This is a genomic window from Haloplanus natans DSM 17983, from assembly GCF_000427685.1.
GTDB classification, from domain to species: domain Archaea; phylum Halobacteriota; class Halobacteria; order Halobacteriales; family Haloferacaceae; genus Haloplanus; species Haloplanus natans.
Map to the genome: position 1 here is coordinate 329,515 of NZ_KE386573.1, position 24,831 is coordinate 354,345.

25 protein-coding genes and 2 pseudogenes are annotated in these 24,831 nt (G+C 54.0%); 11 read left to right on the top strand and 16 right to left on the bottom strand.

All coding sequences use genetic code 11. The features are described from left to right. Positions 1 to 10 precede the first annotated feature (10 nt). Positions 11 to 202, top strand: coding sequence for a hypothetical protein (locus HALNA_RS19780; protein ID WP_157573436.1), 192 nt, complete (start codon positions 11 to 13; stop codon positions 200 to 202). A gap of 706 nt (positions 203 to 908) precedes the next feature. Continuing rightward, the gene (locus tag HALNA_RS04095) at positions 909 to 1,793 is read left to right on the top strand and encodes an NAD(P)H-binding protein (protein WP_049935111.1); all 885 of its coding nucleotides are present in this window, start codon (positions 909 to 911) and stop codon (positions 1,791 to 1,793) included. Here the strand turns inward: HALNA_RS04095 and HALNA_RS04100 are convergent, their stop codons facing one another. Next, positions 1,794 to 2,222, bottom strand: coding sequence for a hypothetical protein (locus HALNA_RS04100; RefSeq protein ID WP_049935112.1), 429 nt, complete (start codon positions 2,220 to 2,222; stop codon positions 1,794 to 1,796). A gap of 100 nt (positions 2,223 to 2,322) precedes the next feature. Here HALNA_RS04100 and HALNA_RS04105 point away from each other — a divergent pair. Then, positions 2,323 to 2,751, top strand: a pseudogene (locus HALNA_RS04105) (ATPase, T2SS/T4P/T4SS family); the annotation flags it as partial. A gap of 116 nt (positions 2,752 to 2,867) precedes the next feature. Here the strand turns inward: HALNA_RS04105 and HALNA_RS19785 are convergent. Continuing rightward, on the bottom strand, positions 2,868 to 3,911 hold the full coding sequence (locus HALNA_RS19785; protein WP_157573437.1) for a hypothetical protein: 1,044 nt from the start codon (positions 3,909 to 3,911) through the stop codon (positions 2,868 to 2,870). A gap of 354 nt (positions 3,912 to 4,265) precedes the next feature. Between HALNA_RS19785 and HALNA_RS19790 the strand changes: the two genes are divergently transcribed. After that, complete coding sequence (locus tag HALNA_RS19790; RefSeq protein WP_157573438.1) at positions 4,266 to 4,820, top strand: hypothetical protein; 555 nt, start codon at positions 4,266 to 4,268, stop codon at positions 4,818 to 4,820. Between the two features lie 71 nt (positions 4,821 to 4,891). On the opposite strand, the gene HALNA_RS04115 is transcribed toward HALNA_RS19790, so the two are convergent. The 3 genes and pseudogenes from HALNA_RS04115 to HALNA_RS21570 form a co-directional block, all read right to left on the bottom strand. Next, positions 4,892 to 5,593, bottom strand: coding sequence for a GmrSD restriction endonuclease domain-containing protein (locus HALNA_RS04115; protein WP_049935116.1), 702 nt, complete (start codon positions 5,591 to 5,593; stop codon positions 4,892 to 4,894). 72 nt (positions 5,594 to 5,665) lie between these two features. Further along, a pseudogene (locus HALNA_RS04120) lies at positions 5,666 to 6,526 on the bottom strand (hypothetical protein); the annotation flags it as partial. Further along, entirely contained in the window at positions 6,505 to 6,939 is a 435-nt protein-coding gene (locus HALNA_RS21570) for a DUF262 domain-containing protein (RefSeq protein ID WP_049935118.1), read from the bottom strand. The gene HALNA_RS21570 and the pseudogene HALNA_RS04120, both read right to left, overlap by 22 nt. Before the next feature lie 183 nt (positions 6,940 to 7,122). Here HALNA_RS21570 and HALNA_RS19210 point away from each other — a divergent pair, with 183 nt between their 5' ends. Next, the gene (locus HALNA_RS19210; protein WP_084509890.1) at positions 7,123 to 7,986 is read left to right on the top strand and encodes a hypothetical protein; all 864 of its coding nucleotides are present in this window, start codon (positions 7,123 to 7,125) and stop codon (positions 7,984 to 7,986) included. A gap of 32 nt (positions 7,987 to 8,018) precedes the next feature. Here HALNA_RS19210 and HALNA_RS04135 read toward each other — a convergent pair whose 3' ends face one another. The 7 genes from HALNA_RS04135 to HALNA_RS04165 form a co-directional block, all read right to left on the bottom strand. Next, on the bottom strand, positions 8,019 to 9,137 hold the full coding sequence (locus HALNA_RS04135) for a tyrosine-type recombinase/integrase (RefSeq protein ID WP_049935120.1): 1,119 nt from the start codon (positions 9,135 to 9,137) through the stop codon (positions 8,019 to 8,021). Further along, the gene (locus HALNA_RS04140) at positions 9,134 to 9,577 is read right to left on the bottom strand and encodes a hypothetical protein (protein WP_049937951.1); all 444 of its coding nucleotides are present in this window, start codon (positions 9,575 to 9,577) and stop codon (positions 9,134 to 9,136) included. The genes HALNA_RS04135 and HALNA_RS04140 overlap by 4 nt, the downstream gene beginning before the upstream one ends. A gap of 38 nt (positions 9,578 to 9,615) precedes the next feature. After that, positions 9,616 to 10,065, bottom strand: coding sequence for a hypothetical protein (locus tag HALNA_RS04145; protein WP_049935121.1), 450 nt, complete (start codon positions 10,063 to 10,065; stop codon positions 9,616 to 9,618). Further along, a complete protein-coding gene (locus HALNA_RS04150; RefSeq protein WP_245575987.1) occupies positions 10,058 to 10,318 on the bottom strand; it encodes a hypothetical protein in 261 nt (86 codons plus the stop codon). Before HALNA_RS04150 ends, HALNA_RS04145 begins: the two co-directional genes overlap by 8 nt. 105 nt (positions 10,319 to 10,423) lie before the next feature. Further along, entirely contained in the window at positions 10,424 to 10,642 is a 219-nt protein-coding gene (locus HALNA_RS04155; RefSeq protein ID WP_049935122.1) for a hypothetical protein, read from the bottom strand. A gap of 704 nt (positions 10,643 to 11,346) precedes the next feature. Then, positions 11,347 to 13,746, bottom strand: coding sequence for a PKD domain-containing protein (locus HALNA_RS04160; protein WP_084509891.1), 2,400 nt, complete (start codon positions 13,744 to 13,746; stop codon positions 11,347 to 11,349). 357 nt (positions 13,747 to 14,103) lie between these two features. After that, entirely contained in the window at positions 14,104 to 14,892 is a 789-nt protein-coding gene (locus HALNA_RS04165) for a DUF429 domain-containing protein (protein ID WP_169719006.1), read from the bottom strand. 310 nt (positions 14,893 to 15,202) lie between these two features. Here HALNA_RS04165 and HALNA_RS04170 point away from each other — a divergent pair, with 310 nt between their 5' ends. From HALNA_RS04170 to HALNA_RS04185, 4 genes are all read left to right on the top strand, one after another. Further along, a complete protein-coding gene (locus HALNA_RS04170; protein ID WP_049935125.1) occupies positions 15,203 to 15,499 on the top strand; it encodes a hypothetical protein in 297 nt (98 codons plus the stop codon). Positions 15,500 to 15,686: 187 nt separating this feature from the next. Next, the gene (locus HALNA_RS04175; RefSeq protein ID WP_049935126.1) at positions 15,687 to 16,736 is read left to right on the top strand and encodes an HNH endonuclease; all 1,050 of its coding nucleotides are present in this window, start codon (positions 15,687 to 15,689) and stop codon (positions 16,734 to 16,736) included. Beyond that, positions 16,729 to 17,154: a DUF6884 domain-containing protein gene (locus HALNA_RS04180; RefSeq protein WP_049935127.1), complete on the top strand. Its 426-nt coding sequence runs from the start codon at positions 16,729 to 16,731 to the stop codon at positions 17,152 to 17,154. Before HALNA_RS04175 ends, HALNA_RS04180 begins: the two co-directional genes overlap by 8 nt. Further along, a complete protein-coding gene (locus HALNA_RS04185) occupies positions 17,151 to 17,801 on the top strand; it encodes a hypothetical protein (protein WP_049935128.1) in 651 nt (216 codons plus the stop codon). Before HALNA_RS04180 ends, HALNA_RS04185 begins: the two co-directional genes overlap by 4 nt. A gap of 18 nt (positions 17,802 to 17,819) precedes the next feature. Here HALNA_RS04185 and HALNA_RS19215 read toward each other — a convergent pair whose 3' ends face one another. Then, positions 17,820 to 19,151: an SPL family radical SAM protein gene (locus HALNA_RS19215; RefSeq protein WP_084509892.1), complete on the bottom strand. Its 1,332-nt coding sequence runs from the start codon at positions 19,149 to 19,151 to the stop codon at positions 17,820 to 17,822. 508 nt (positions 19,152 to 19,659) lie between these two features. Between HALNA_RS19215 and HALNA_RS04200 the strand changes: the two genes are divergently transcribed. Next, on the top strand, positions 19,660 to 20,709 hold the full coding sequence (locus HALNA_RS04200; protein WP_084509893.1) for an SPL family radical SAM protein: 1,050 nt from the start codon (positions 19,660 to 19,662) through the stop codon (positions 20,707 to 20,709). Between the two features lie 14 nt (positions 20,710 to 20,723). Here HALNA_RS04200 and tcmP read toward each other — a convergent pair whose 3' ends face one another. After that, positions 20,724 to 21,749: a three-Cys-motif partner protein TcmP gene (tcmP, locus tag HALNA_RS04205; RefSeq protein WP_049935132.1), complete on the bottom strand. Its 1,026-nt coding sequence runs from the start codon at positions 21,747 to 21,749 to the stop codon at positions 20,724 to 20,726. A 324-nt stretch (positions 21,750 to 22,073) separates the two neighbouring features. Here tcmP and HALNA_RS19220 point away from each other — a divergent pair, with 324 nt between their 5' ends. Continuing rightward, a complete protein-coding gene (locus HALNA_RS19220) occupies positions 22,074 to 23,024 on the top strand; it encodes an HNH endonuclease (RefSeq protein ID WP_245575988.1) in 951 nt (316 codons plus the stop codon). Between the two features lie 3 nt (positions 23,025 to 23,027). Here HALNA_RS19220 and HALNA_RS19225 read toward each other — a convergent pair whose 3' ends face one another. Together HALNA_RS19225 and HALNA_RS04210 are read right to left on the bottom strand one after the other, a co-directional pair. Next, on the bottom strand, positions 23,028 to 23,513 hold the full coding sequence (locus HALNA_RS19225) for an ASCH domain-containing protein (protein WP_084509895.1): 486 nt from the start codon (positions 23,511 to 23,513) through the stop codon (positions 23,028 to 23,030). Next, positions 23,513 to 24,535, bottom strand: a complete 1,023-nt coding sequence (locus tag HALNA_RS04210; RefSeq protein ID WP_049935133.1) for a GNAT family N-acetyltransferase — start codon at positions 24,533 to 24,535, stop codon at positions 23,513 to 23,515. The genes HALNA_RS19225 and HALNA_RS04210 overlap by 1 nt, the downstream gene beginning before the upstream one ends. Positions 24,536 to 24,831 lie beyond the last annotated feature (296 nt).

The window sequence follows — 24,831 nt, forward strand, 5'->3', positions numbered from 1 at the left end:
GCCACGAAGGATGAGTGACGGACCGACGCTCTCGGTCGGTGGTGGCGAATCAAGCACCGACGACGGCCCGGTACCGACGCCGCGGGCGCCCGACGACCCCGACGCGTGGTACGCGCTCTCTATTCAGCACACTCGCCGACACAACTCATCTACCGAGGGTTTCAACAGAGTCGGTCCAATTGATTGGGGATGGTGGGATTAGCGGAATTGGTGACGAAAATAGGTTTTCGTTTCATAATCAGAATTGGAGAGTCAGAACCGACAACACACCGTTTGAACGGCTTTCCATCCGTTTCGTAATCGTCATACGTGGACCCTACCCCCGCAAGACGGAATCACACCGCTCGCAAATCCCAGTATGCAGCCCTCCGACGCACTAACTACAGCAAGTGGTCACTCCGGCGCAGACGGGCCAACACGTCCGCGACGCGGAGATCGAACGACCTGAGCGACGCGATCGCGGCCACCGATCCGATCGTCAGCGGGTTCATACTCGGTTGCTGTCGGGCGATTCGGCGGTATAGATGACCGCGACTGCGTACGGGCTGACTCCGATGAGAGCGACGACACAGCCGAAATCGGCAGGTGACGCACTAATTGCTTGATGGTGTGGGCCGTGTGGGCGTGGTCGTGCGTTGTTCGTGCCGCAGTCAGTTTCGGTGTCAGATCGATTCTTGCGGGCATACACGCCGATTATGAACAATGAGCTGCTGCCGCTGTGCGTCCAAGCAACCCTATGCGACGGCCTCGCCCTGTTCAGCCGACTATGACACGAGACTTGTCCGCAACAGAATCCACTGCCCAGTCTTCATGTGGGGCCTCCGGTTCAGGTGACCCCGCTCTACACGAACAGAATTTCCCAGTCCTCCGACCGAACACCCTTGGGGTAGCGTCCCGTATGCCCCACAATGCGTGTCCTCGTCGTTGGCGCAACCGGGTTCGTCGGTGGCCGACTCGTCGAGTCGTTGCGCTCGGCCGGCCACGAAGTCGTCGCCTTCTCTAGGAGTGCGAGTCGGTCGAGCTTTCCGGACGATGTCGAGATATTTGAAGGCGACCTCGCTGATCCGGCATCGCTGGAGGGCCTTTGTGAGGGAATCGACGCGGCTTACTACCTCATTCACTCGCTGACAGCCAAGAATTTCGCGGAGCTGGACCGAGCGTATGCCCGCCGGTTCCGAGAGGTGGCGTCGGCGGCCGGCGTCGACCGGGTGGTCTACCTGAGCGGCATCAGCGGCGACGAGCGGAACCTCTCGCCACACCTCGCCTCCCGTCGCGAAGTTGAGTCGGTCCTCGAAGCGGGGAACTTCGATCTGACCGTCCTCCGAGCGGCGATTATCATCGGTGCCGGCAGCGCGAGCTTCCGCATCGTCGACGACCTCACCGACCGGCTGCCCGTGATGACGGTCCCGAAGTGGGTGAGTACGCCGTGTCAGCCGATCGGGATCGACGACGCCGTCGCCTATCTCATCGGCGTCCTCGACGTTGAGGAGACCCGTGGCGGGATCTACGATATCGGCGCGCCGGAAGTGTGGTCCTACAAGTCTCTCCTGAAGCTGACTGCCGAGGAGAAAGGCAAACGCGTGTTTATCGTGCCGGTGCCAGTGATGTCGCCGGGCCTCTCTTCGCACTGGCTCCGATTGACGACGGACGTTCAGTATGCCATCGCCCGCCCGCTGGCTGAGAGTATGCGGAACCCCGTGACGGTCGACCCCGGCCGGGACCTGCAGTCAGTCGTTCCGATCGAGCAGACGCCGGTCAAGGCGGCAGTCCACCAGGCGCTGGCGGATGGCTGATCAGTCCTCTTCGGTGGGGGCCTCCTGGACCGGTATCTTCTGGACCTGTCGTAGATCCGCGAGGTGGGCTGCGGCCGCCGCCGACAGCGGGAACGTCCCGTCGAGATCCGCAATCGTTCGGCCGTGGATCAATCGGCCAACCGGGGCGCCGCCGGTCGCATAGGCTCGCTTCAGCCCCGCAACCAGCGGGTCGGCAAGTCCCAGTCGACTGAGCATCCGCCCGACCGTCTCCGTGCCGACGTGGACAGACTCGCCCTCGACGAGGATGAACGCGAACGGGCGGGAATCAAACTGCGCTTCGAGGAACGCCTGTATTGGCGTGGCGTCCCAGCGGACGGCCACGACGCCGTCTGCCTGGCGGGTCGCCGCCTCCGCGGCCGCACGAAACATCGGGTTGCTACCGTCGTACACGAGGAGCGACTGTGTCACGTCTCCGTTAGCTGCTTTGGGGATTTGAGTGTTTGCGAGCGGAGCGATCGTCTCGCTGGACCACGGCGTCCTCACCGTTCCCGTCCGCGACCCGCATCTAGAGGACGGCCCGCACGTCTCCGTCCGCAAGCAGGCCGCCGACGTCATGACGCCCGTCGATCTGATCGAGCGCGACGCCATCTCGACGGAGCTCGTCACCCTGCTGTGGATGCTGTACGAACGCCACGGCGTCGTCCTCTTCTCCGGGCCGACCGGGGTCGGCAAAACGACGCTCACGAACGCTCACATGCCATTCGTCCCCTACGACGACCGCCCCGTCTCCATCGACGAGGGGAGCCGCGAGGTGCGACTCCCCCACGAGACGGGCGTCTCCCTGACGACCCGGGACCACGAAAACGAGTACAAACGCGTCTCGATGGCCCGGCTGATGACCGAAACGAACTACCTCAACCCGGACGTGGAGGTCATCGCCGAGATCAACACGCCCGCCTCCTTCGAGACGTTCGGCGAGACGCTCAATACGGGCTATAGTCGAGATCCGCTAATACAACCTTGCTGAAGTTCTACTCCAGAGATATGATTTGGACGGCGTGCTGAATACAGGGCGCTTGTTTCTCATCTCGGCGATTTTTGAAAAGATTCATTTCAAAGGACTGTTGGTAAGTAGAATTCTAATAACAGAAACATGAGCGGCAATAAAACCGATCCCGCAAACCTCACGATCACGCCAATCGAGAGGGGATATAATCGCACGGATTGGTGTTCATTGTATTTTTCTCGCAAACGCTGTAATTCCATCTCTTTCTTGACGAGAGGACCCGTCGACTCTTCTGCCGTGTTCTCGACTTGTTCTAATTCAGCTTCAAGTTGATTGATCCGACAACGTAGTTCTTCCAGTTTCGACGCACGTTTTTCTTCGGCCTGTCTATTCGCCTGGATTGTCGGGTAAACGAAGATCCCAACCAATATGACGAGGTATAGACCCACTCCCATATAGACGACTGACTCGAAAGATCCGCCGGTAGCCAACTGAAAGGCGTAGGGGAATGACAAGGCACCGAACGAAGCGATCGCCATCGTCGAGACACAGAATTCTCCGATAAATCCTAACCCACCCAATCCGTCGACGTGTAAAGGATCGATCTGTAGATCAGTCTTGGAAACCCGACTAACTGCGATGAGCGTCGTGAGGATCAGATGAATCCCGAGGCTACTGATAAGTGAGGTACAAAGAGCATACAGCATATAAATTGTGAATGATAAAGTACCAATCTCTCCCACTCCTTGGGTCTGATAGAATCCAAAGTTCGCAGCGAATGCGATTGGAGAAAGGATACCGTATCCGATCGTCGTTTTCCACCAATCTGCCCGATAGAACCGTACCAGACCATTACTGACTGATTGCCACTCCGGGCCAGTAATCCGTTCAACATCCGAAATGAATTTTGGGAGAACCTTTTGATCGTAGTACCAGACCAAATAACAGATGCCTGAAAGCAAGCAGGTCAATAGGGAATGGGTCAGCAGGAACGTCCACGTATATCCACTTGCGACATTAAAATAGAGGACAGTGAGAATGATCGGCACTGCCCCAATTGTAACTAAGTTTGCAATAATCGGAGGCATTGCCCAACGGGTAGCGACTGCATCAATCAGATTGGAGACCCATATCCGATCGGGGACTGACATTACTCTCAGCTAATACTGAGACAATAAAAAATGTAGCCGGTAGTTCATCAGCAAATCCATTTTAAGAGGCATTTCTATACGCCTGAGCAGACGATCTGCTGCAGACATCCTCTATATTCTGCATATAGCTTCTATCAGCTTCGGGAGACTTCAGCAAGAGCCTCATTACAGGTTATAGCCGAGATCAACTAATACGGCCGTGTTGAAGTTCTTCTAAATGGATATCTTTTGAACGGTGTGCTGAATACAGAGAGCCCATCGTGCACCAACTAGTTGCTAGTGCTAGTAGTGCCTGAGCTAGTAATTACCCTTACTTCCATGGGGATATATTCTCTATCCACCGAATTCACATCCATGGGGTTAGGCCAATATAATAGCGGTCCGACTGATGGACACGATTCACTCCCGGGCATCCTTGATGAGGTGATTCCAGAGGTAGTTCGTGATAGAATCTTTGGGACGCATCCAAAGTACAGTGATATCACGCCTAACGAGGTTACAGACCAAGGGATTCTCGATGCAGTCGATTGGGATAAGACCCCTAAACGGCAGAGGAAATGGCTGTGGATGTGTGGAGAGGTCGTCCTATGGGCAGATAAGCGACGGGAGAGATCCGAGATGTACCGCTTGCAAGAGACCCGTTCAGAGGGGTTCGGTCAGACGACATCACTCAACTGGCAGAACTGTTATAACGAGGCTGCAGATGCTGTGGCAATCTACCTGAACGATGCATCCTGTGCTGAAAGTGTGAAAGACGGACTACGGCGACAGACGTTTGGGAGTGAGATATCTATAAGCGTCCCACGTGAAGTACTCCGGCAAGTGGAAGCACGTGTTCGTGAACACGAGAATGTCAACCCCGATGCTGTGATTGCCGCTCACAAGGAAGCTGTTGAGCATCGAGTCTAACGCTACTCACGCTGCAAGGATCCAAGTTGCCACGGATCGGGATGCGGTAAGTGCAGTGTGAGGCCCCTTCCTCAGTCCGTAGACGTGGTAGCACGGCTCCGTGGACTAACGAGTGTCGGCTTGTCACCGGATAAGGGAATGCGATTCCCAAGAAGAAGGAGGTATGTGATCGCCCTCCCGCGTTTCTTACAGAACTCCCCGAACCTTGCGTATTCGTAGTCTTCGGGGTCGTCGAACGGTAGGTGATGTCGGTTGATCCGTTCGCGCAGTCGGTCATATTCTCTGTCCCGTGCGAGCCAGTTAGATGGATCGCGATTAGATTTCTCCTGATTCTCCGGGATCAGCTGGAGGTTCGCGAGAGAATGTCTGTACTCAGCACAGTCAGCTCGAACCTCGTCGTTGACATCGTCTAGTGGGCTATCGTCGTCGCTCTCTGAATCGTAGCGGAGCCCGTCCTGTGGATAGATGTGATCAATCTGGACCGGTTGCGTATCGCTTTCATCGTTCTCAATCTCGTCAAGGGGGACGACACCACCGATTCGGTCGGTGTACAGTCGCGACAGGAGTAGGTAGAGCCGAGCACTGCTGCTGGTGTAGTCGATATCCTCGAGGATTGCACCGAGTCGTTGGTAGGTCAGTTCGAACGAGTCGTCCTCACGCTCGATTGTGTCGAGTAGCTCCGTTGTCGGGAACAGCGGATAGTGATCGTCGATCAATTCCTGTGCGGGCTCTAAGACCTGCTTCGGTCCCTGTTCTAGCACGTTGTTGAACACTGTCGAACACAGCCAGCGGTCAAGCTGGTAGACTATGTCGTTCGGGAGTTCTTTCTCATCATCTTGGTGATATTAGTAGAAATAATAGCAGATCGGAAGCACGGCGGTTTTCGAGGTGAGACACTTGTTGCTAAGCCGGAGATCCTGGGTGACTACGGTGAACGTGTCTTCGATGGCGCGTCGGAATGACGGAGTCGCCCACGTCTCCCCGGTCGCTCGCATCGTGTCGGGCGAGAAATTGCGCCGTCGGAATGATGGCTCCTCTCCGGCGAGCGTGAGCAGTGCCCGGATTGTGAACCGTTTGCCGAACCCGAATCCGTAGGCACCGAACTGCTGGCTCAACTCCGTATTGAATTCCTCGATCGCTCCTTTCGGACTATCAATGTCCAGTGCGTCGACATCGTCCCAGTAGACGGACATCAGCGAGAAGGCGATATCCTCGTTCCCGAGTGGTTCGCCGGCGTCGTTCCGCCGGACAAAAAGCTCAACAGCGGTCTCGCTATCCATCCCCGTGACCCGTTCGTACTGAAGCCGCGTGTCGTCTGTGAGTGTTTCAGCGAGATGCGTTAGGTTCGTGCAGACATTCGATCGGATGGTGTCGACTGACGGCTCGTCCGCTGCTCGTTCGGAAACCACCTCGTTGGCGATACGGTCGATTCCATCATAGTCGGTCGCGCCATCTCTGACGATCGAGCGAAACTCCTCGACAGGCCACCAGTACTCGTCCTCGTTGTCGGAGAGGCGACTGTAGCTCTCATCACGGAACTTGAACTGGTAGCGGTGCTCTTGTGCCTCGCGCTCAGCTCTTGGGTCGGCAAGGAGGTCCAGACACAGCCGCATTGGGGTGTAGGAACCCCACTTCCGGTACATGTGGTTCGTTTTGTGCTTGTAGAACCGTCCAGACAGGCCGATCAGTAGTGCTGTGAGCCGCTGTTGGCCGTCAAGTGCGAATTAACCGGGGTGCCAATCCGGTCGTCTTCAAGCTTCGCACTCGTGTTCCGAACGTACCTGCGATCGCTCGACGAGCCCCATTCTGTGGCAGGAAACTTCGAGCTGTTCGCGTAGCGCCGGATGAACTCGTAGGTCGCTTCCGTCTCCGCGAGCGAGTCACGACTGACGTGCCAGAGCAGGAGTGACCCGATTGGAAGCCCACGGAGGAGCGAGTCGAAGAGCGTGGTTATTTGCTTGCGGCCCCAGCAGAACTCTCGCTGGAGCGATGGGATTACTACGGGAGGGTCGGCAACGTTATCTTGCTCTTTTGTAACCAGCCGACCGTATAGAGAGAGCGGCGATTCGCTATCCGGTGTCGTCTCTGGGGAAGATGTTTTATTGTTGGATCTTAGCACGAGTGGGAGGGTATGTAGCTATAATAATATATCTGTGGGCGTCGTCAGTAAGCCCAGCCGACTGCTAATTTGGGCAAGCCATATGAACGGTACGAACGCATATTCTAGGAACTGCAGCCCTTCCGGCCGAAATCAAAGCGACTTGAACACCACCTCTGAGGTCGAATACAAGGGCAACACAATATGATAAATGAAGCTGGAATCTATGACTCTGATTGGCTCGGCTTCGATTGGTCCCCATGGCTGAGCCTCCATCCGGACGACGAGGAGTTGGACGTTCTGCCGACTGATCCGGGCCTGTATCGGCTCCGACACGAAACATACGAGGGGCTCATTTATATCGGCGAAACAGGCAGAAGCCTACGCGGTCGACTCCGTGCCTTAGTTCGTGGTATCTTCGACGACGAAATGCCATTCAGTGACCCGCATACCGCCTCACCGAGCCTCTGGGCTATCGTTGATCGACATGGGCTGGGCTTTGAGGTGTCGGGGACAACTCCACCGGAGGCTGAAAACAAACAGCAGCGCAAGGCAATTGAAGACGCCCTGATCGCGTTGCACCGTCGAGAATCGCATACAAATCTGATTGGAAACTTTGGTCGGATGCCGCCAGGGTACAATAAATCGAAACAGCGTAGCTCGGGAATTCGCGGCGGACGGAGTGACGACGATTCGCATCGGAGCTTCCGGGAAGGCGTTGATCCCCTCTCATGGACGAATCCGACGGGTGTTACTGACTCGGATTGGATGGGACTTGCTTGGTCATCATCTGAGCCGCTCAGCGAGTCCAGAGGCAGCGTCCCCGACAAGAGTGGTCTCTATCGGATTTGGGACCCTACCGATGCACCACCACTTGAGTACATCGGCGAAACGGTCACTCTTAGTAATCGGCTCAATCGTCATCGGCGGAACCGTGATGAGAATCTCCACTTCTCTTACGTCGTTCGTCCGGAACTCAACGAGAAATTCAAGCTGAGTCAGGTCGAATCAGAGCTGCTTGGCGCACACTGGCTTGCCTGTAAGATGGCGCCACGAGACCAGTATTAGGGTCAAAGATTGTGTGATCGCGACAGAGAGAATCACACATTCAGCTTGAACACATTTTCGCGATATAGGTCTGTGATGTCTTCGTAATAGGTGTGAATGTACTCGTCAATCGCACCGCGTTCTTGAATCGACATGGATCCCGCAGTATCACCCCGCATGTACTTGATGAGCTCTCGATTCAGATCCTTTTCAACCCGCCAGTATGTCGTGAAGTAGTGGCGACCGTAGTGGCTGGTGACGGCTCGATTCTGCTCCGTCTCGGCGTACTCCGGTCGGAAAGCATCTTTCCACGGCTGGTTGATGTCCTGTTTTCGGAGCTGCTCGTGGCGAGTTAACGAGAGGAACACCCATGGCCCACCAGTATCCGGTCGGATGAGCAGATATCGGAGCAGCACACGCCGAAGCTCGTTGTCCAGCGGCAGGAGGCGTGGACGCTGGGACTTGTTCCCTTCGCGGTCGTGCGGCACGTACACGGCGTTCTGACGCCCTTCCAATCGCGGATTCGACCCGAGCTCCGGATAGTGCTCCCGGAGGTCGGCGTTCTGAATATCGATATCCGACAACTGCAGGTTACACACTTCCGTCGCCCGGAGGCCGAGTTTCAACTGGAGCGCGATGATAGCACGGTTGCGGACGTGTGTGACGCCCTCCAGTACGTCCCGGAGGTCCGCCAGCGGGATTCGTGGCGGTTCCTTACTCTCCACGTCAGCGAACGTCACCTTGGTTTTCGCGAGGCTGATAGGATTGTAGTCTTGGGGGTGCGGAAACGTTGGATCGTCCTGCCAATAGGTGTAGGCGTTGTTCAGCTTTCGGAGCTTCTCTTTCACCGTGTCGGGATGGTTGTCCTTGGTGTCGAGTTCGTGGCGAGCGAAGCCCTTCACATGGCCTTCACTCGGACAGGCTGGATGACGACCTTGGTCAGTCATGAACTCGCGCCACTGTCGAAAGACGCGGTCGTACCCCTCGCGTGTTCGAGCGGCGATATCTCGTGTCGCCAGTACTTCGGCTGTGAATAGGGCGAAGGGATCCGCATCAGCCTGCTGGAATGTCGCCTCATACTCTGCAAGCGGATCCAGCTCCTGACCGAACGCAACGGCCAGTTCCGCCCATTGTGCGTCTGTCGTCGTCTCGGTGTTAGGAGTGTCACTCATCGTTTCGAACCTCCACGACGGCGGGCCATCTTCTCGTCCCACACCTTGCCTGCCGCTCCACCGTCGGCGGCAGCCATCAGTACCGGATGGTGCGTGTGCGGATGTTCAGTGTGCCACTGGAGCCAGTGGTAGAACCGCTCCACACGGACCCAGTAGGAGTTGTACGCGGTCTTGAGTTTCAGCCGGTCTAGGAGGTCTGTCATCCACGTCTCCACGTCGGCCGGCGTGGCAAGCGCGTGATGACGGCCGCGCTCGGCCATGTGCTCCTTCCAGTAGCGACCAGCGCGGCGAGCATCCTCTTTGAACCGGTCGGAGTCAAAGCGTGGAAACAGGTGCTCGGTCAGGAACTCGTCCCACACGTCGCGTCCTTCGTAGGCGTTCGCGTGGTGGTGGAGGCGATAGCGATCCGGCACGTCCGACAGCCGCTTGTAGACGCCCATGCGATCTCGCGGATCCGGGGACTTCCGGCCGCGACTCATCACCCACCACCATCCGAAGCGTCCTCAGTCGCGTAGTACGCGCTGTCATCGGTCGTGAGGGACTCACCCTCCAGTTCATCGAGGTGGTCACTCACCCGCCCTGGAACGGTGTCGATGACGTGTTGAATGATTTCGTCGTAGGTAGCTCCGGGGTTGTTCTCGACATATTGATTGACGGTGTTCCGTTCGTCGTCGTGAAGACGATCCTCTAACGTCTGGATACGTGCTCGGGTCCGGTCGAGCTCGTCTTTCAGGTCGTTTCGCTGCTCTCGGAGTTCTTGATTCGTTTCGTCCGGATCGACGGTCGCGTCGAACTTCTTGAGCCCGGCCTCGACCATCGCTTGCATGAACTCGGAGACGCTCATGTCGAACGCATCTGCCCGGTCCTTCCAGCGTTCGTACTGTTCCGTCGTCGGATAGGTCATTGCCGGCTGTGTGTCGCTACTCATCGTCTTTCTCGTTCGTCTCGCCCGACTCGTCCACCACAATAGCGGCTTGGAGTTCCGAGTACAGGGCCGGGTGATTTTCATGGAGGATCTGGACATCCTCGTCGAGCTTCTGGATTTTCTTCCGGACGCGACTCACGACCGCGTAGTAATAGTCCTCGTTGACATCGGCTTCGCCGGACAGTATCTCCCGCTCTCGTGGAGTGAGCAGCGCCCGTCTGTCGTCGGCCATCTGTACTGTTTGCATCGTTGCCATACACTTACCACATATGGTTTCCTTGGAATAAACTTACCGCATATGGATACACTACCATATGTGGTAGTGTTCTTGAGCCGGTGGTACTGTAGCTGATTGCCGGTTTCATTCTTCCTCCTGAACAATCGGTATCAGCTGTACCTCGCCATCGACGATGCGCAATTCGACGGCCTCTGCCGTTGTGGGATTGACGGCGATATTCCGGAGTTCTTCGGGAGTAAAGAACATCGCCGCCCCGATCGGCTCCCCATCGCTGTCGTGGGCGATACGCGCTGTTCGACCGTCTGGGTGCGTGCGGATGATGGCTGGAATCTCGTTGCCCATCGCCTACGCCGATTGTCTCCGATGGTAAATACGGTCCAATTAATTGGGATTGGTAGAATTGGTGGAATTGGCGACCGGAGTAGAATAATTGGCGTTACTTCCTCTTCATAATCAGAATTAGAGATTTGGAACATATAACACGCCGTTTGAGCGTCTCCCCATCTGTTTCGTAATTACTATACTCGGATCTACCCCCGCAAGAAGGAATCAAATCCTTCGAAAACTCCCGGTATGAGGCTGACGACGCAACTGATCACAGCAAGTGGTCAATCCGACGCAGACGGGCACAACACGTCCCCGGAGTGGAGATCGCACGAACGAGCTGCTCCTTCCCCGCCCGTGTGGGGGCTTGCGGCCGACCCGGCGGCCGTCGTCGTTCTCTTAACAAACCTCGGCCTGTGCCTCCCAGTCGTTTGGGAAACCTCCATTTGAGTCGTCTTCCGGCTACCGGATTCTGTTGAACTTCTCAGAGTTCGAGAACGACACGCTCACCGCCGGGGAGCATCACACCATTTCCGATGTTGACCCAAGCTACTGGCTCTGTTGGAATTCTATTCTTCAGACATATTTTGTCTGAAACAGCCGGTCACTGAAGAGTGCGTACTGAACGATTCACAAATGACACTTCGACCACCAATTACGACGGACAGCCGAGACAAAATGTCTACGAACCGTACGTTGTGATTGCCCTCAGAGTAATCTCACTACCCAAGTGCATCAAGATCACTCTGGAGCAAATTCCCAAGTGCATCGAGAACACTCTGGAGCAAATTCTCAAGCGCATCGAGTATCCCCTCGCCCGATTCTTCGCTTGGCGGTGCAGTCTCCGTGCTCGTCTGTTCGTCGGTTGACGAGGAAGCTTCCGTATTCGTTGGCGTTGTCTTGGCTCGTGTTTCGCCGTCGTTATTGATGATCCCGGTTATCGTCGCAGAGCCCCCCTCATCGTCAACAACGAGTAGTTCGATGTCGCGAGAATCAACGTCTTGGGCCTCGTAGGTTACCTGTTTGCCCGTCACCAGAGTGCCGTTTTCGAAGGTCCAGACGTACTGGGTGATGGTCCCGTCGTCATCCTCAGAGGCGCTCGCATCGAGCGTTACCATCCCGGACTGGCTGTCGACCGATGAAGTAAACGCCGCGGTGGGCGGTCTATTTGGGACAGAGACGTTAATTTCCTTTTCACGCACATCAGTATTCCCGATGCTATCAGTTACAGTCAATCGAATGGTATAGACCCCACCACTCGCGTAGGTGTGTGTCTGCGTCGGCCCGTCCGCAGTCGATCCGTCGCCGAATTCCCACCGATACGAACTGATAGGTCCCTCGGCGTCGGTCGATGCACTGGCATCAAACGACACAGATTCGCCCGTCTGCGAATCAAACGTGCTCGGGGCAAACGCGGCTTGCGGTAAGGTGTCTTTCACGGTTACTGTCCTCGTCGCTGTATCAGTGTTACCGTTCCCGTCTCGGACTGTCAGCTCGACCGTGTACGTCCCGGGACTGGTGTAGGTGTGGGTTCGGCTTGCAGTCGAGAGCTGTCCCGTCGAGCTGCCGTCGCCGAACGACCACTTATAGGCTGTGATGCTGCCAAAGAGACTGTATGACTGTCGTGCCGTCAGTGTGATTGGGTCGCCGACTTCAACGGTCGTCTCGCTCGACTCGAAGCGCGAAGCGACGAGCTGGACATTTTGTATCTGGCTCAGATCCGTTTCGAGCTGGGAGTCGGTCAGGTTTGTGTTCGAGAGAATCAGTTCCGGTTCGGAGCTGTCGTCCTCTGTCCTCTCAGTCGTCGACGTATCTGTTGACCCGTTGAGCGATGTGTCGTCGAACGACGGTTCGGAGATGCTGGTAATCAGACTATCGTCCACGAGTTCGGTTGAGATCGTATCGCCAGCCCTGACATCTGTGAACTGGCTTGGGGTCTTTCCATCAGCGCTGATGAACACGTCGTATGACCCCTCTACCCACCGTTCTCCACTCCACGGCGTCACTCCGACAACCTCACCGTCGACGAAAACGGTCGCCCCAGGCTCTGTGGTGCGGACCGTTATCGGTTGCTTGATCTTCGTCAGTCGAGTATCAATGTCGCGTGGCTCGGCCATACGGCGCGTTTCGGGAAGGTACCCCCGATCGGCCACAGTAACTCGAACCGAGCCGTCTCTCCCCACATCTGTCGGGACCTCTCCTGTCCACGGCGTCGTCCCAACCCGCTCTCTGTCGATAGTTACGACCGCTCCGTCGACGTTCGAGGTGACCGTCACCGTCTCTGTCCGATCCTGCTCGGGGGATTCGATTTTCAGTGGCTCGTCGGGCACGAAAATGTACGGCGGGGTCCCATACAGTGAGTCGAAAATCTCAGCGAAGCCTTGGTCCGGAATGTCTGTCGGCTGCAGACAGGCGTCGAAATCCTCGCCTGTCAGCGAACCTCTTGCTTCGGGATCCCAGCAAGTTTCAAACTTGATCGATTCGATAGTCGTTCGCTTCTCGCCAGGCCCGAGGAACTGCGACATCTCGATGGCGTGACTGCCGTGTGACCACACCTTGTCCTCGCGTGAAGTTCCGACGTATAGCGGTGTCTCATCGCCCTTCTCTCCTGGGCCGAAATACCTTTTCGGTCCAATCGGCCGGTACGTCACGATGTCACGAGTTCCGTCAGCGGTATTCGCGCTCACCTCGTGCCCGGGAGTAAAGAACTCGTCAGAGGCGTCTTTCGTAAAGAAACTGTGCAGCTTCTTGAACGGACCGCCAATGAGGACCGAGAATAGTTTGGCCGTCGAGCGCCCAGCCTGACCGTTATCTTTCGGATCTTTTGGGCGCGTGTCGCTGACCATCTTGAGCTGGAATCCGGAGGCGTATCCGTCGCCATCACGGTCGATACGTTTAACAACGACCAGTTTTTCTATGCCTCCCGATCCTCGTGTGTTGAATTCGATTTTCGCCGGTAGTGACGTTCCCGCTTCTGTGTCTACAGATGGTCTTACCTCCGGCGGCTCGTTGTAATCAGTGGTAGGAAGACCTGGTGTAGTCGCTCCGATCGCCGGTCCGGCAGCGAGAACGATCATAATGACGGACAGGATGGTTAGCGTGGTGTAACGTATGTTTTTCATACTAGTATCCAAATATTCTAATTTATTCAGATGTAACTGGTAAAGGTCTATTGGTTAATTATTAACAGTGTCTTTTCTGTAGAGCTTTCAATGGGCTCTAAACCCAGCTACATCGTAGCTGCGTTCGCAAACCCGAAGTACTCCAGACAGGAACCAGGTATGTTGAGGCCAGTTTTGATACTTCGTTTGTCTGTATTGAGCAATCCGGAACGGTTGAATCTCTGTGCGGTTCTATGCGAGATACGCGCAGTGTATTCAGCGCGGCTTCCGAAACCTATCATTGACTGAGGAATTCAACAAAGCCATCCTTTCGATCGCACCCGTGCTCTCTCTTCTATCCGGTCTATGTGGGGACTCCTATGCGTAGATGTGCCCTTCGATAGCTCTGCCTTCGCGAGCCACCCCGTCGCTCAGTGCCCGGCGGACTGCAAATGCGGCACACAAGCTGTCTAGGGCGTCATCTGAGTGACTCGCTCTCTCGACGTCCTCGTCCTTGATGGACATCTTCTCGTGGGCCTGTAGCCCCTCGGCATTCACTCGACGACGCCGTCGTGATTGCTGACTATTGTCCTTGTACCCGGTCCGATAGAGCCGTTCAACGCCGAATGTGGCTGCTGGATACACCTCCAGCAACGTCGGTTTCATCGGGTCTCGACGCTGCATCGGCACCACTCGTACCGCATCGTCGGCGACGAGCGGGTGGAGCACGTCACGCAGCCCATAGAAGACCTGATACTGTACCTGGGGGCTCATCGGGGATTGCCCACCAAATCGGAAGTCAGTCTCTCGCTTTGAGCGGCCGTTCGATGCATACGCACCGGGATAGGCCTCAACCTCCTCCCCGGCAAAGGTATTTGCAAAGCGGTGAAGAAACTCGTCCCAGTGGTCGACTCCGGTCGTCGACTGTGGGAGTGAAAAGGGAAAATCCAGTCCGAAGACAGCTGTCTCTGTCCGGCGAATCAGATCGCGTAGCGCAGCAAGAATCTCATCCCGGTAGGTGGCTTCGAATCGATCTGCCGCAGATTGGACGGTTTCGACCTGGAGGTGATTGTCTGGTGTGCCTGTCATCGAAGCCTCGGTAATCCAAATCTTCTGGCCCGGTGATTTACTCCCGCTAAAATCGATTCCGTAGACTGTGATTGACATAGCGACCATTCAACTCTCTGTACAATTGTTCTATCGACCACTGATGTCGACTCTGTCCTCTTCATGTTGACCACCAACCCCCGGCAGTCTGGCGAGTGAGCGGTGAGGCACGATGCGCTACCCAGATTGGAACCGATACTGTGTTGATTCAGAGCCAGGGCGTTGCTAATAGAAGCGATTCCGGCTGTTCAGTAATTGGCAATCTCATGACTCGAATGTTAGCAATCACAGGATTGCTTGTGATGGCAAACGGGGGACTGCCAATGTTGGCAGTCCGCGATTATATACGGTTTCAGATTGAGGTCCCGATGTGGATCGAGACTTGGAACTGCGAGTCAACGGCCATCTCTACGAGATTACGGCGGTCAACGACGAAGTCATCGGATCAAGACAGGGGTTCCCAGCAGCGGAAGATGGCTACTCGAAAACGCTTGAGAGCGTGGCCGACTGTGCGGGTCGTGAGTTGGTGGATCAGGTTGCCGAGAGCATCAAAGAGCACATTCGCACTCACGAGGAACGCCCGACTAACCGATCCGTGCGTCGAGATGCCCGGACGCTCCTTGCGGAGGCTAATATCGTAGCGGACACGTATCTCAATCAGGCCTAATCCAGAGCAGTCTACACGTACCAAGGACCTTCTTTAGAACGTTCGAGGCACCGCTGTCCGGGCGGGGGCAGAGCGCTAATTAATGCAATCAGAGTAGAGTCTGTCTAACACGAATGAACCCACTTCAAGGTATAATTTCCACAGATATGGCATACTCTTACAATCTCGGTGATATTACAGAACGAGCATGACTGACAACCGCCGGATGACCGCCGATCGGTTCTACGGCGGTGTCTCCAGTCGGCTCCAAAATCTCCGGTCGATGCTCACCTACGTTCGTGACGAGTCTCCCACCCGAAACGAACTCAATCAGTGGGTCATCGAAAACACCCGAGCAGGAAGTTCGGATGCCGTCAGCCACCATCTCACGTTTCTCGAGTCAATTAGACTCATCGAGCTATCCGACACCGGGTGCGAACTTAATAAGTATGGCCAGCGGTGGCTCGAAGACCAGACACCGGAAACGCTCTACGAGGCTCTCTCATCGGGAGTGAAGGGATTCGACACTATCCTCGAAGCCCTGCAGGAGGGGTCGATGACTGATGAGGACATCATGGATCTGCTCGTCGGTGAGTTCGACGAGGCTCAGATGTCAAAGCCTGGACCTGCGATTCGACACCGGGAATGGTTGCAAGTCCTGGGGTTCGTGGAACGTGAAGATGGAGTGAATAGACTCACCCCTGAAGGCCGCGAGTTACTGGAAGCGGAAACTGAAACGGAATCTGAGGCACGTCACGGGACGGGCGAGCCGACCCAGGGAGCCGTTGAAACGGAACGCACACGTCTCGAAAACGCAACGGATAGCGAACCGCAATTGATTGACGACGAGGAGATATATACTGAAGCTCGCAGACGTGCGCGTGATACGGCGTTCTCGGAGTTGGTTCGGCAAGCGTATGATACGACGTGTGCTATCTGTGGACGCAGTCGAGAAACACCGAATGGGAATCCCGAGGTCGAAGCAGCTCATATCTACCCCAAACAGGAGGGCGGAGCCGATGATGTGCGAAACGGGATTGCCCTCTGTAAGCTACACCACTGGGCCTTCGATACGGGGTGGCTCGCAATCAGTGACGAGTATGAGATTTTGGTGAAGGAGGCCCCTGCTCGGAACGGCTACCACGAATTCAAGCGGCTTGAAGACGACAAGATTACTCTTCCCGACGAAGAGCAGGCAGAGCCTCATCCGATGTTTCTCACAGAACACCGCCAACGTCACGGATTCAACGATGACTGAAATTGGACTTGTAAGCTGTGTCAAGACCAAGCAAGAGGAGTCAGCTACTCCAAAGAACCTCTACACATCACCGTATTTCGAAAAGATGCAGGCATATGCCGAACAGTACCACGACGACTGGTGGATCCTCTCGGCCAAGCACGGTCTTCTTGACCCAGACGGGATTGCTATCGAGCCCTACGACGAAACTCTCACTGGCGCAAGAGTCGGACAGAAGCGAGAGTGGGCCAATCGCGTTGCCGAACAGTTGGATGAAGAGGGGCTTCTTTCAGACGATATTACCCTCGTTCTACACGCAGGGAAAGACTACTACGAGGAATTGCTACCCCTTCTCGAAGATAACAACGTGTCTGTTGAAATCCCAACAGAGGGGTTAGCTATCGGAGAGACGCAAGCGTGGTACAACGAACGACTATGACGACCAAGGGGGAGATCTGGCAGAAGTGGACGGATCGTTATATTGACACGGAGAGTCCAATTCCGTTGTTTGAGACTGATGAGACTCTCACCGTCGAATACAAGAACTACGGCAAAGACGACAGACGAATCCTGAAACGAAGCGAGGAGATGGAAACGCTCGTCCGAGAGGAGGGGAGGAAGGTTATCAACGATTGGTCGACCTCCGACGACACGTATGATGGATTGATTTACTTGATGTACTGGCTGGAGGATGGAAATGTCATCCCCCTCTACGTCGGCAAGGCAGGGAAGTACGGACGAGACGGTGAAGGCCTAAGTGCGAATCTACGTGGCCTCCGTGGAACGAGCACAGGGAAGTTTGCTCGATGGGGAGACGGTCACTACTACCATATCGGGAATCTCAGCGCTATCATCTTCGACCACGATAAGAACCAGAAACAGAAATATGAGAAATGGGCTAACCGGCTTTTCGAGGAGGGAAGGCAACTTCGGCAGCAAACGTATTTCTGGACGAAAGCTTGGCGGCAGGATGATGTTGGCCTGTACCACGACTTCGAGGTGCCACTTGAACAACTCGAATACCAGATTATTGGTTTAATTTCTGATCTTCACTCTGGAAGACTGCTGAACGAAGAGGGGGCATAGGATAGCCTATTCGATAAATTACTCCCGAGCATTCGCATCGCGAGCGAGCGGCCGCTGAGCGGGGTCAGGATCTGGTGGCCCTGTTTCAAAAGATTCCGTTGAGACGGCCTCCTGCATTTGCTTCAGCTGGCGACGTAGTTCGCCAGACGCCGCCTCAACGAGCTTTCTGTCCGGCCAACTGTGGATAGTCACATTCCCGAACTTCTCTGCTTTCTTCTGTACGAGGTCAATCTGCTCAAGAGCATATTCAGCCCACGCGTCCTGATCTGTGAGCCGCTCAAATTCACGGGCTGCACGCTCGTAGCCGGCCTCCTGAACGGCATTAATGCACATCTCAAAATTCACCCCTCGCGGGTTGATCGGCTCGTGAAACACTACCTCTGGGTCAATCGCGGAGAACCAACTAAGCGCCTTTTCGATATCCTCACCATCCATCGTCGGATAGGTCGGTGAGAAAGAAACGAACCGAGGCACTCCGGCCCGGAACAGCTTATCAAGAGCTTCCCATCGGGCCATTGGCGGCGGCGCGTTCGGTTCGATAGTCCGCACCAATGAGGCGTCGAAACTCGGAATTGACGTGCCGACTGTCAGGTTTCCATTCGCGTTTTTGAACAGATCGATATCCCGAATCACGTTCGGACTCCGAGTGAGAATCCGTGTTGGAATATCATGTTCGATCAGTTCGTGGACACAACTACGGGTAATCTGTGCTGCTCGACGGTCTTGGTAACAATCCGTTCCGCTTGATAGCATTACGACGCCGCGCCCACGTTCGGTCTTCTTCCAGTCGTCGAAGTTGTGATTCCCCAATCCCGCATGAAGACGCTCGGGGAGATCGTCGCGATAGAGCAGATAGTTTCCCCAGTCGCGCTGAGGATCGTCTACGTCGGCCTCTTCTGCCAACATATCCTCACGACTGTCGACAGCCGGCGTTGAGGGAACGTAACAGAATTTACAGCCGTGGCGGCATCCGGTGGCGACGTTGATGACATAGTCACACAGGCTCTTCTCGTGAAGTTTCGACTCGCTCAGAACCGATTTCGTCGGATCGGTGCCGATATTAACGTCACCTTGACTATCAGCGGTAGTCTGTTGTGCACACTTCCAACAGAGAAGGTGTCCGTCCCTATCGGTACTGAAGCGACCCGTAATCTGGTTCCCACATTCGGAACAGACGAGGCCCTGTTGCCAGAGATTGATTCGTTCGCCGTGTTCTCGCTCGGCCTCGCGAAGCTCGTCCAGTGTCGGATTCTTTCCGAACTCCCGAACGACGTTGCCCTCGTCGTCGACGAGGTTCACGAAGCGGTCGTACCAACCGCCGTCGTCGTCCCGTTCGGTCTGGATATGCATGAGAACCTCCTGTCCGTCTATCTATCCCCGAACTGCAAAAACTCACGGCAGCCAAGGCGAAAGTGAAACTAAACGTGCTTACGAACGCGTACGCCAAAATCGGTAGAAGCGGATAGTCTTCTGAAGAGCCCTTCCGTTTCAAATGGTGTCGGAACTGATCTTCACGGCTTCCCTGCGTGCTTGACGGACTTCTCATCCAGCCATAGATGAACCAGGGTCCCTAGCTTTTCACTACGTTCTTCAACGCCGGTCAGCTGCTCCATCAAATATTCTGCTCACCAGTCTCGGTCCCAGAGGTAGTCGGGTTCTTTCGCCAGCCGTTCTGATCGGTATCACGCGCCGCCTGCACGGTTGTATGTGATTCCCACTGCGCGGAGTGATCGGCTTCTAGGAGATTACATTCGAATCTATGCAGCCTTTGAACGTTTGCAGGACATTTTAGAAGCGTCCGAATGCCGGTGTATTCCACACATTTATATCTAGAGACAGACAATCGGTGATAGAAACGATGCCTGACTCTGAAGAGGGGATCCGTACTGGTGGAGACCCAACGAAGGCGATCCTCAGCGAGTCGGGACTCAACAGCAAACACTTGTGCGACTACGTAGTTAACGTTGCGACCGGCTGCCGTCACGGCTGCAAGTTTTGCTACGTCCCTTCAACACCAAATATCCGAGCGCGGCCAGATATGCTCAAAGAGGCTGCTGACGTGGATAACGGCCAAAAAGAGTGGGGAAACTATGTGCTTTACCGCGACGGACTAGGTGAAAAACTCGACGCCCATCTTGATCGCAAACGAACTTGGCATGAGACTGATCGAGGACAGGGTGTTGTTGGGGTATCTTTCTCGACGGATTGCTATATGGACGGACGGGCAGGCAAAATCACCCGGAATGTGGTAAAGGCTCTCACGAGTCATAATAAATACACACGGGTTCTTACACGAAATCCGATTCTGGCGCTCCAAGATTTGGATGTGTTCCAGAAGGCTGGTGAGTACGTCACTATCGGCTCGTCAATTCCGTGTATGGATGCGGATCAAGTTGGTGCTATCGAACCAAGTGCTCCAGCGCCTGAGCTACGATTGCGGGGACTCAAGGAATTCAATGAGCATGGCGTCCAGACATTTGTCAGCATGAGTCCGACGTACCCGACTCAAGACAAGGCTGCCCTGCGCACACAATTGGAACGGGTCGCCGAGTGTGATCCAGCAGTCGTCTTCCATGAACCAATTAATCCCCGAGGCGGGAATTTTGAAATGACTGTTGAGGCGGCACAGGAGGCAGAGGAACACGAGCTTGCTGACGCACTGGATGAGTTGCGAACTCGCGATCGGTGGGTTGAGTACGCGACGAACCATCTCCGGTGGGTTCAGGAGATTGGGCGGGAACTCGATCTGCCGGTGCACCTCTGGCCTGACAAGCAACTCATCAAGCACGTAGACGACGAGACGGGGCTGTGGTTGCAATCTTGGCGGGAACGGCAGTCCCCTGAGAAATTCGCCGAGCGGGAGATGCCGACACAGACCGAGCCAGCCTATCCAACGAACTCAGTTTAGAATTCTCAGCCGCGCTATTTCGTAAAATCGCCGATACTCGTCTGATCGGACACCTCCTCATCAGGGACCTCCTCGTCGATATCACTCTCGGGAAGATATTGTGTAAACGACGACTGATCATCGTGAATCACGTCAAGAAAGTTATCAACGTCACCCGCGTGGACATCCTCAATGAAATCCCGGACGTACTGAATGACTCGAATATATCCACTTCCACCATCGGTTTCTCGCGTTGCGTAGAGGAGGTCGTACTCATAGCTACCAACATTGGCATCGACATTCGTAACTCGTTGGACAGATCGTCCATTTTGAGCGAGACACTTTTCGTAGAGGGCCTTCATCTTCGGCCGAACGTCTGTTTGTGGAAGATCCTCTTTGTTCAAGTCCATGCAGTAGAACTTGTTCAGTTCCTCCGGAACCGGACGCCTTGTGGCGTTGCGACCGATCCCCGAGGCAGTAGGGAGATTAATCAGAAGATCCCCCCACGGCTTCGGCGTGAGGGCTTCGATGGCGTTCCATTTCACGTTGAGTTCTTGATTGTCGATGAAGCAATAATAATTGAAGCCACCGTCCTGTACGTCTGAGATATCTCTTGCAACCTTTGGAAGCTCTTCGTTTGCATCACCCCGGATGACTGTCCAGTCTTCGGGCTCCTGAGCATCGGTGTGGTTGTCAAAGATATACTGCATGCGCTTCTCTAAGGCGTCGGCTTTCTCCTCATCCAACTCGATGAGATACATCTTTCTGAACGGCTCTTGGGCAACCTTGGCAGCGATTATGGGTGACCCTAAGAAACACAGATCGTCATCGCCGTAGGTAGACACACCGGATCCAGCTAAGGCATCGATATAAAAAAGATCCTGAAAGTAATCGTTGCTCTCCAGCACGTTAGTATACATATTAACAGCCGCCGAATGGAGGATCAGCTTCAGCGCAGACCAGCTATCGAAGTCGTTTGTTACCGGAGAGAGGTCGCGTATCTCCTCAGAATCCTCAGTCAGAGATTGAATTCGTTTTTTAATATACTCCGACGAATCCATCGTATCCTCTGTCAAAGATGTACGGATAGTTAATTGTTGCTTAGCTGTCCCACTTTCCAGTAATAGCTGCGGCTGCAGCCATTCTCAGCACACAGATTTGAATCGCCACTGAGTTCGAAACGCGCGAAATGTGTATGGGTGGTTTCAAGAACTTTGTTGAATTCAGGATATAAATACAATACCATTGGCCTTACTACACTATTTTGTCATATTGTGTATGTGTCCGGCTTTCTTTTGTTTTATAAGAACCGTCGAATGTGGTTGTCCGATCAGTAGTTGGTTTGAGGGATAAATATACTTATCCTCAATTTGAATCATAAATAAATGGCAAGCAGTTCGGATTCTGCTGACAGGCCAGCCGATATCGATTTGTTCATCATTCCTGTTAGTGAGGAGTGGCTCCCAAAATTTGACCGAACTGTACGTTCGCCTATCGTTTTGGATGGCCCTGGAATCCCGGATGAATTGGTTGGTCGTGAAGAGAGAATTTGGGGTATGCTCCGAGGGCCCCGAAATACAACTACCCATGAACAGATGACCCCACGCGACTGGCTTCTATTCTATAATCAACAACAATTTTTCGCAACGGGGCGCATCGGCCAGTGCTTCCATCATGACGAGCTGGGCGATAATATTTGGAATAATCCCAGATCGGAGCTCGGATTCACCGTAGAAGATTTTAGCTCTGTGCGTATTCCGCTTGATGATGTCCGGTCTGCATTGGATTACAAGTCGAATTATTACCCTCGGGGCCCGAGCCGGGTTGCTGACGAGAATCTATCAGAATTGCTGAATCAATCCGGAACGATAAGCGAATTTGTAGAGGGGTATTCTGGAGAGCGCCCGGATTCAGAAGAGCAGGTCGAAGACTATGAACAACCAAAGCGTACCGAGACCACTACTTCTCGAATCATACGGAATACTGATATCGTAAAGGAACTCAAGGAAACGTACGACCACGAATGCCAAGTCTGTGGAACGAGTCGTCAGAAGCGAGGAGGCGATGGATATGCAGAAGGCCATCATCTAAAACCGCTAGGTGAGCCTCACAACGGGCCGGATATCAAAGAAAACATTCTCATATTGTGTCCCAATCATCACGCAGATTTCGATTATGGAAGAATCGCTGTGAACCCACATACTAACGAAATCACACACGCTTACGAAGGGTCTACAGATGGAGCGACTCTCACGATGGCGTCAGGAGATTCTATCGACGAAGAGCTACTTCGGTACCATAATCAAGAGATATCCGAGGTCAACCCTCCGAGCTAATTCTCAAGAGGTATCGTACTGGTTCAGCTTCCCTTGTGTAGTGTGTGTTTTATGTGTTGGAACCAGGTTGAAGAATTCTGGATTCTCATCGGGGCTCAAATACAGGAAGTTCTGGGGAGCACGGAACTCGCCAAGCGCTTTCTGAATATCTTTCTTGTGGATCGGCTCATCATATCGCTTTGTGTCTGATATATGGAGAGCCTGACCGACATCGTTTCCTGAAAAGTATTCTTCAATTTCAGAGTAGCTATGGGGTGTCTTCTCCAGCGTTCGGTCTAAGAGATTCTCAACGGTATCAGAGAGTATACGATCAACACGAGCTTCGCCGACCACTTCGCTTGCGCCATCCGTCGCGTATAGAAGGATATCATAGGGCGGGTCTAACGTTGGTGCAGATCGGCGATATTCATACTCTTTTTCACCGTCCAGAATTTTCTCGGCCCATTGCGGGTGTATGCTTAGAAAGACGACTCGGCTAGACTCGGACATTATCGCCCCTCCTTGATGAATTTCCCGAGGAATATATTGTCTATTCCTGGTTTGTACGGCTCGCGAAGGAATCCCTCGACTTGGAATCCCTCTCCACGCAGCAATTTCAGAAGTTCAGTTTGAAGATGAGGAAGCATGATGTATAGCTTGCGGTGGGTTTCCTTGAAATCCTCATATATACGTTGGAGGAGTTCTTTCACCATCTCTGCTGTTCCGTTGTTCCCGAACAGTAGAGGAACGAGTTTAACACTTCCTCCTCGCTTCGGAGTGGCGACACAACACCCACAGATCTCCTCATCCGTTGCGACAATGTACACGACCTTTCCTTTCTTCCTGTATCCCTCGTCTATGCGCTCTTGAGCGTCAATAATGCCTGTGACAAATTCATCATCAATCTCGCCATACCACCGAGTCATCTCGCCCAATATCAGGCTGCGGAAACCAGATTCATAATCTGGAATGAGCTCGGAAACCTCGAAGTCGATATCCGTCGTCATAAACCCATTTTCAACCGGGATATTCCCTTGTTCGGGATTATCAAGCATTTTCCCCATGATGAACTCATCTTGACCGGTATCATACTGTTCTCTGAGTATCGCCTCAAGATGCGCACCAAGATCTGAAAACCACTTATACAACTCATCCCGGTAGAGCGGAGCGTGAGTATACAGCTTACGGTGGCCTTCGTCTCTATAATGGGACTCCGCTTTATTCCACAACGCTGTGCCGTACCCTTGTTGACGGCAGGGTTCTTTGACTAAGATGGGAGATATTTTGACGCACCCACCACGTTTCTCGGTTCCAACAATATATCCCACAGTTTCTCCCCCATCTTCACCAACCCAAATCGTCTTTGTCTTGGTGAAGTATCCATATGGGTCACGGTCTCTTCGATGAGCACGAGAAATATTCTCAGCGAACGAATCGTCAATATCAGCATAGTGTTTCCCGATTTCGTCTTTGGCTAACTGCTTGAACTCCGGGATTTCGCTCTCCTGAATCTCCCGGAACGTGACCTCCATGAAAAGTAAGATGGGTCCTTCCTCAGAAAATTCTTTGCCCCGATATCACCTTGGAATATTTCACTCATTAGTTCTCAACGCCTCCCCGGTACGTGACGGAAATTTAGCATCGAAATAAGCCATAATTGCGTGACATAACCGAAAGGTAAACTCGAACACGTCTGAAGTCGACACCAGAAGAGTCTCTACAGCAGGGTATCGTCGGGTTCATGACGATGTCTGGAATCAACCTCAAATTCATTAATGTCACTCGTATATAGGGTTTTCTCCTACCTATTGATGTTTATCTGCAGACC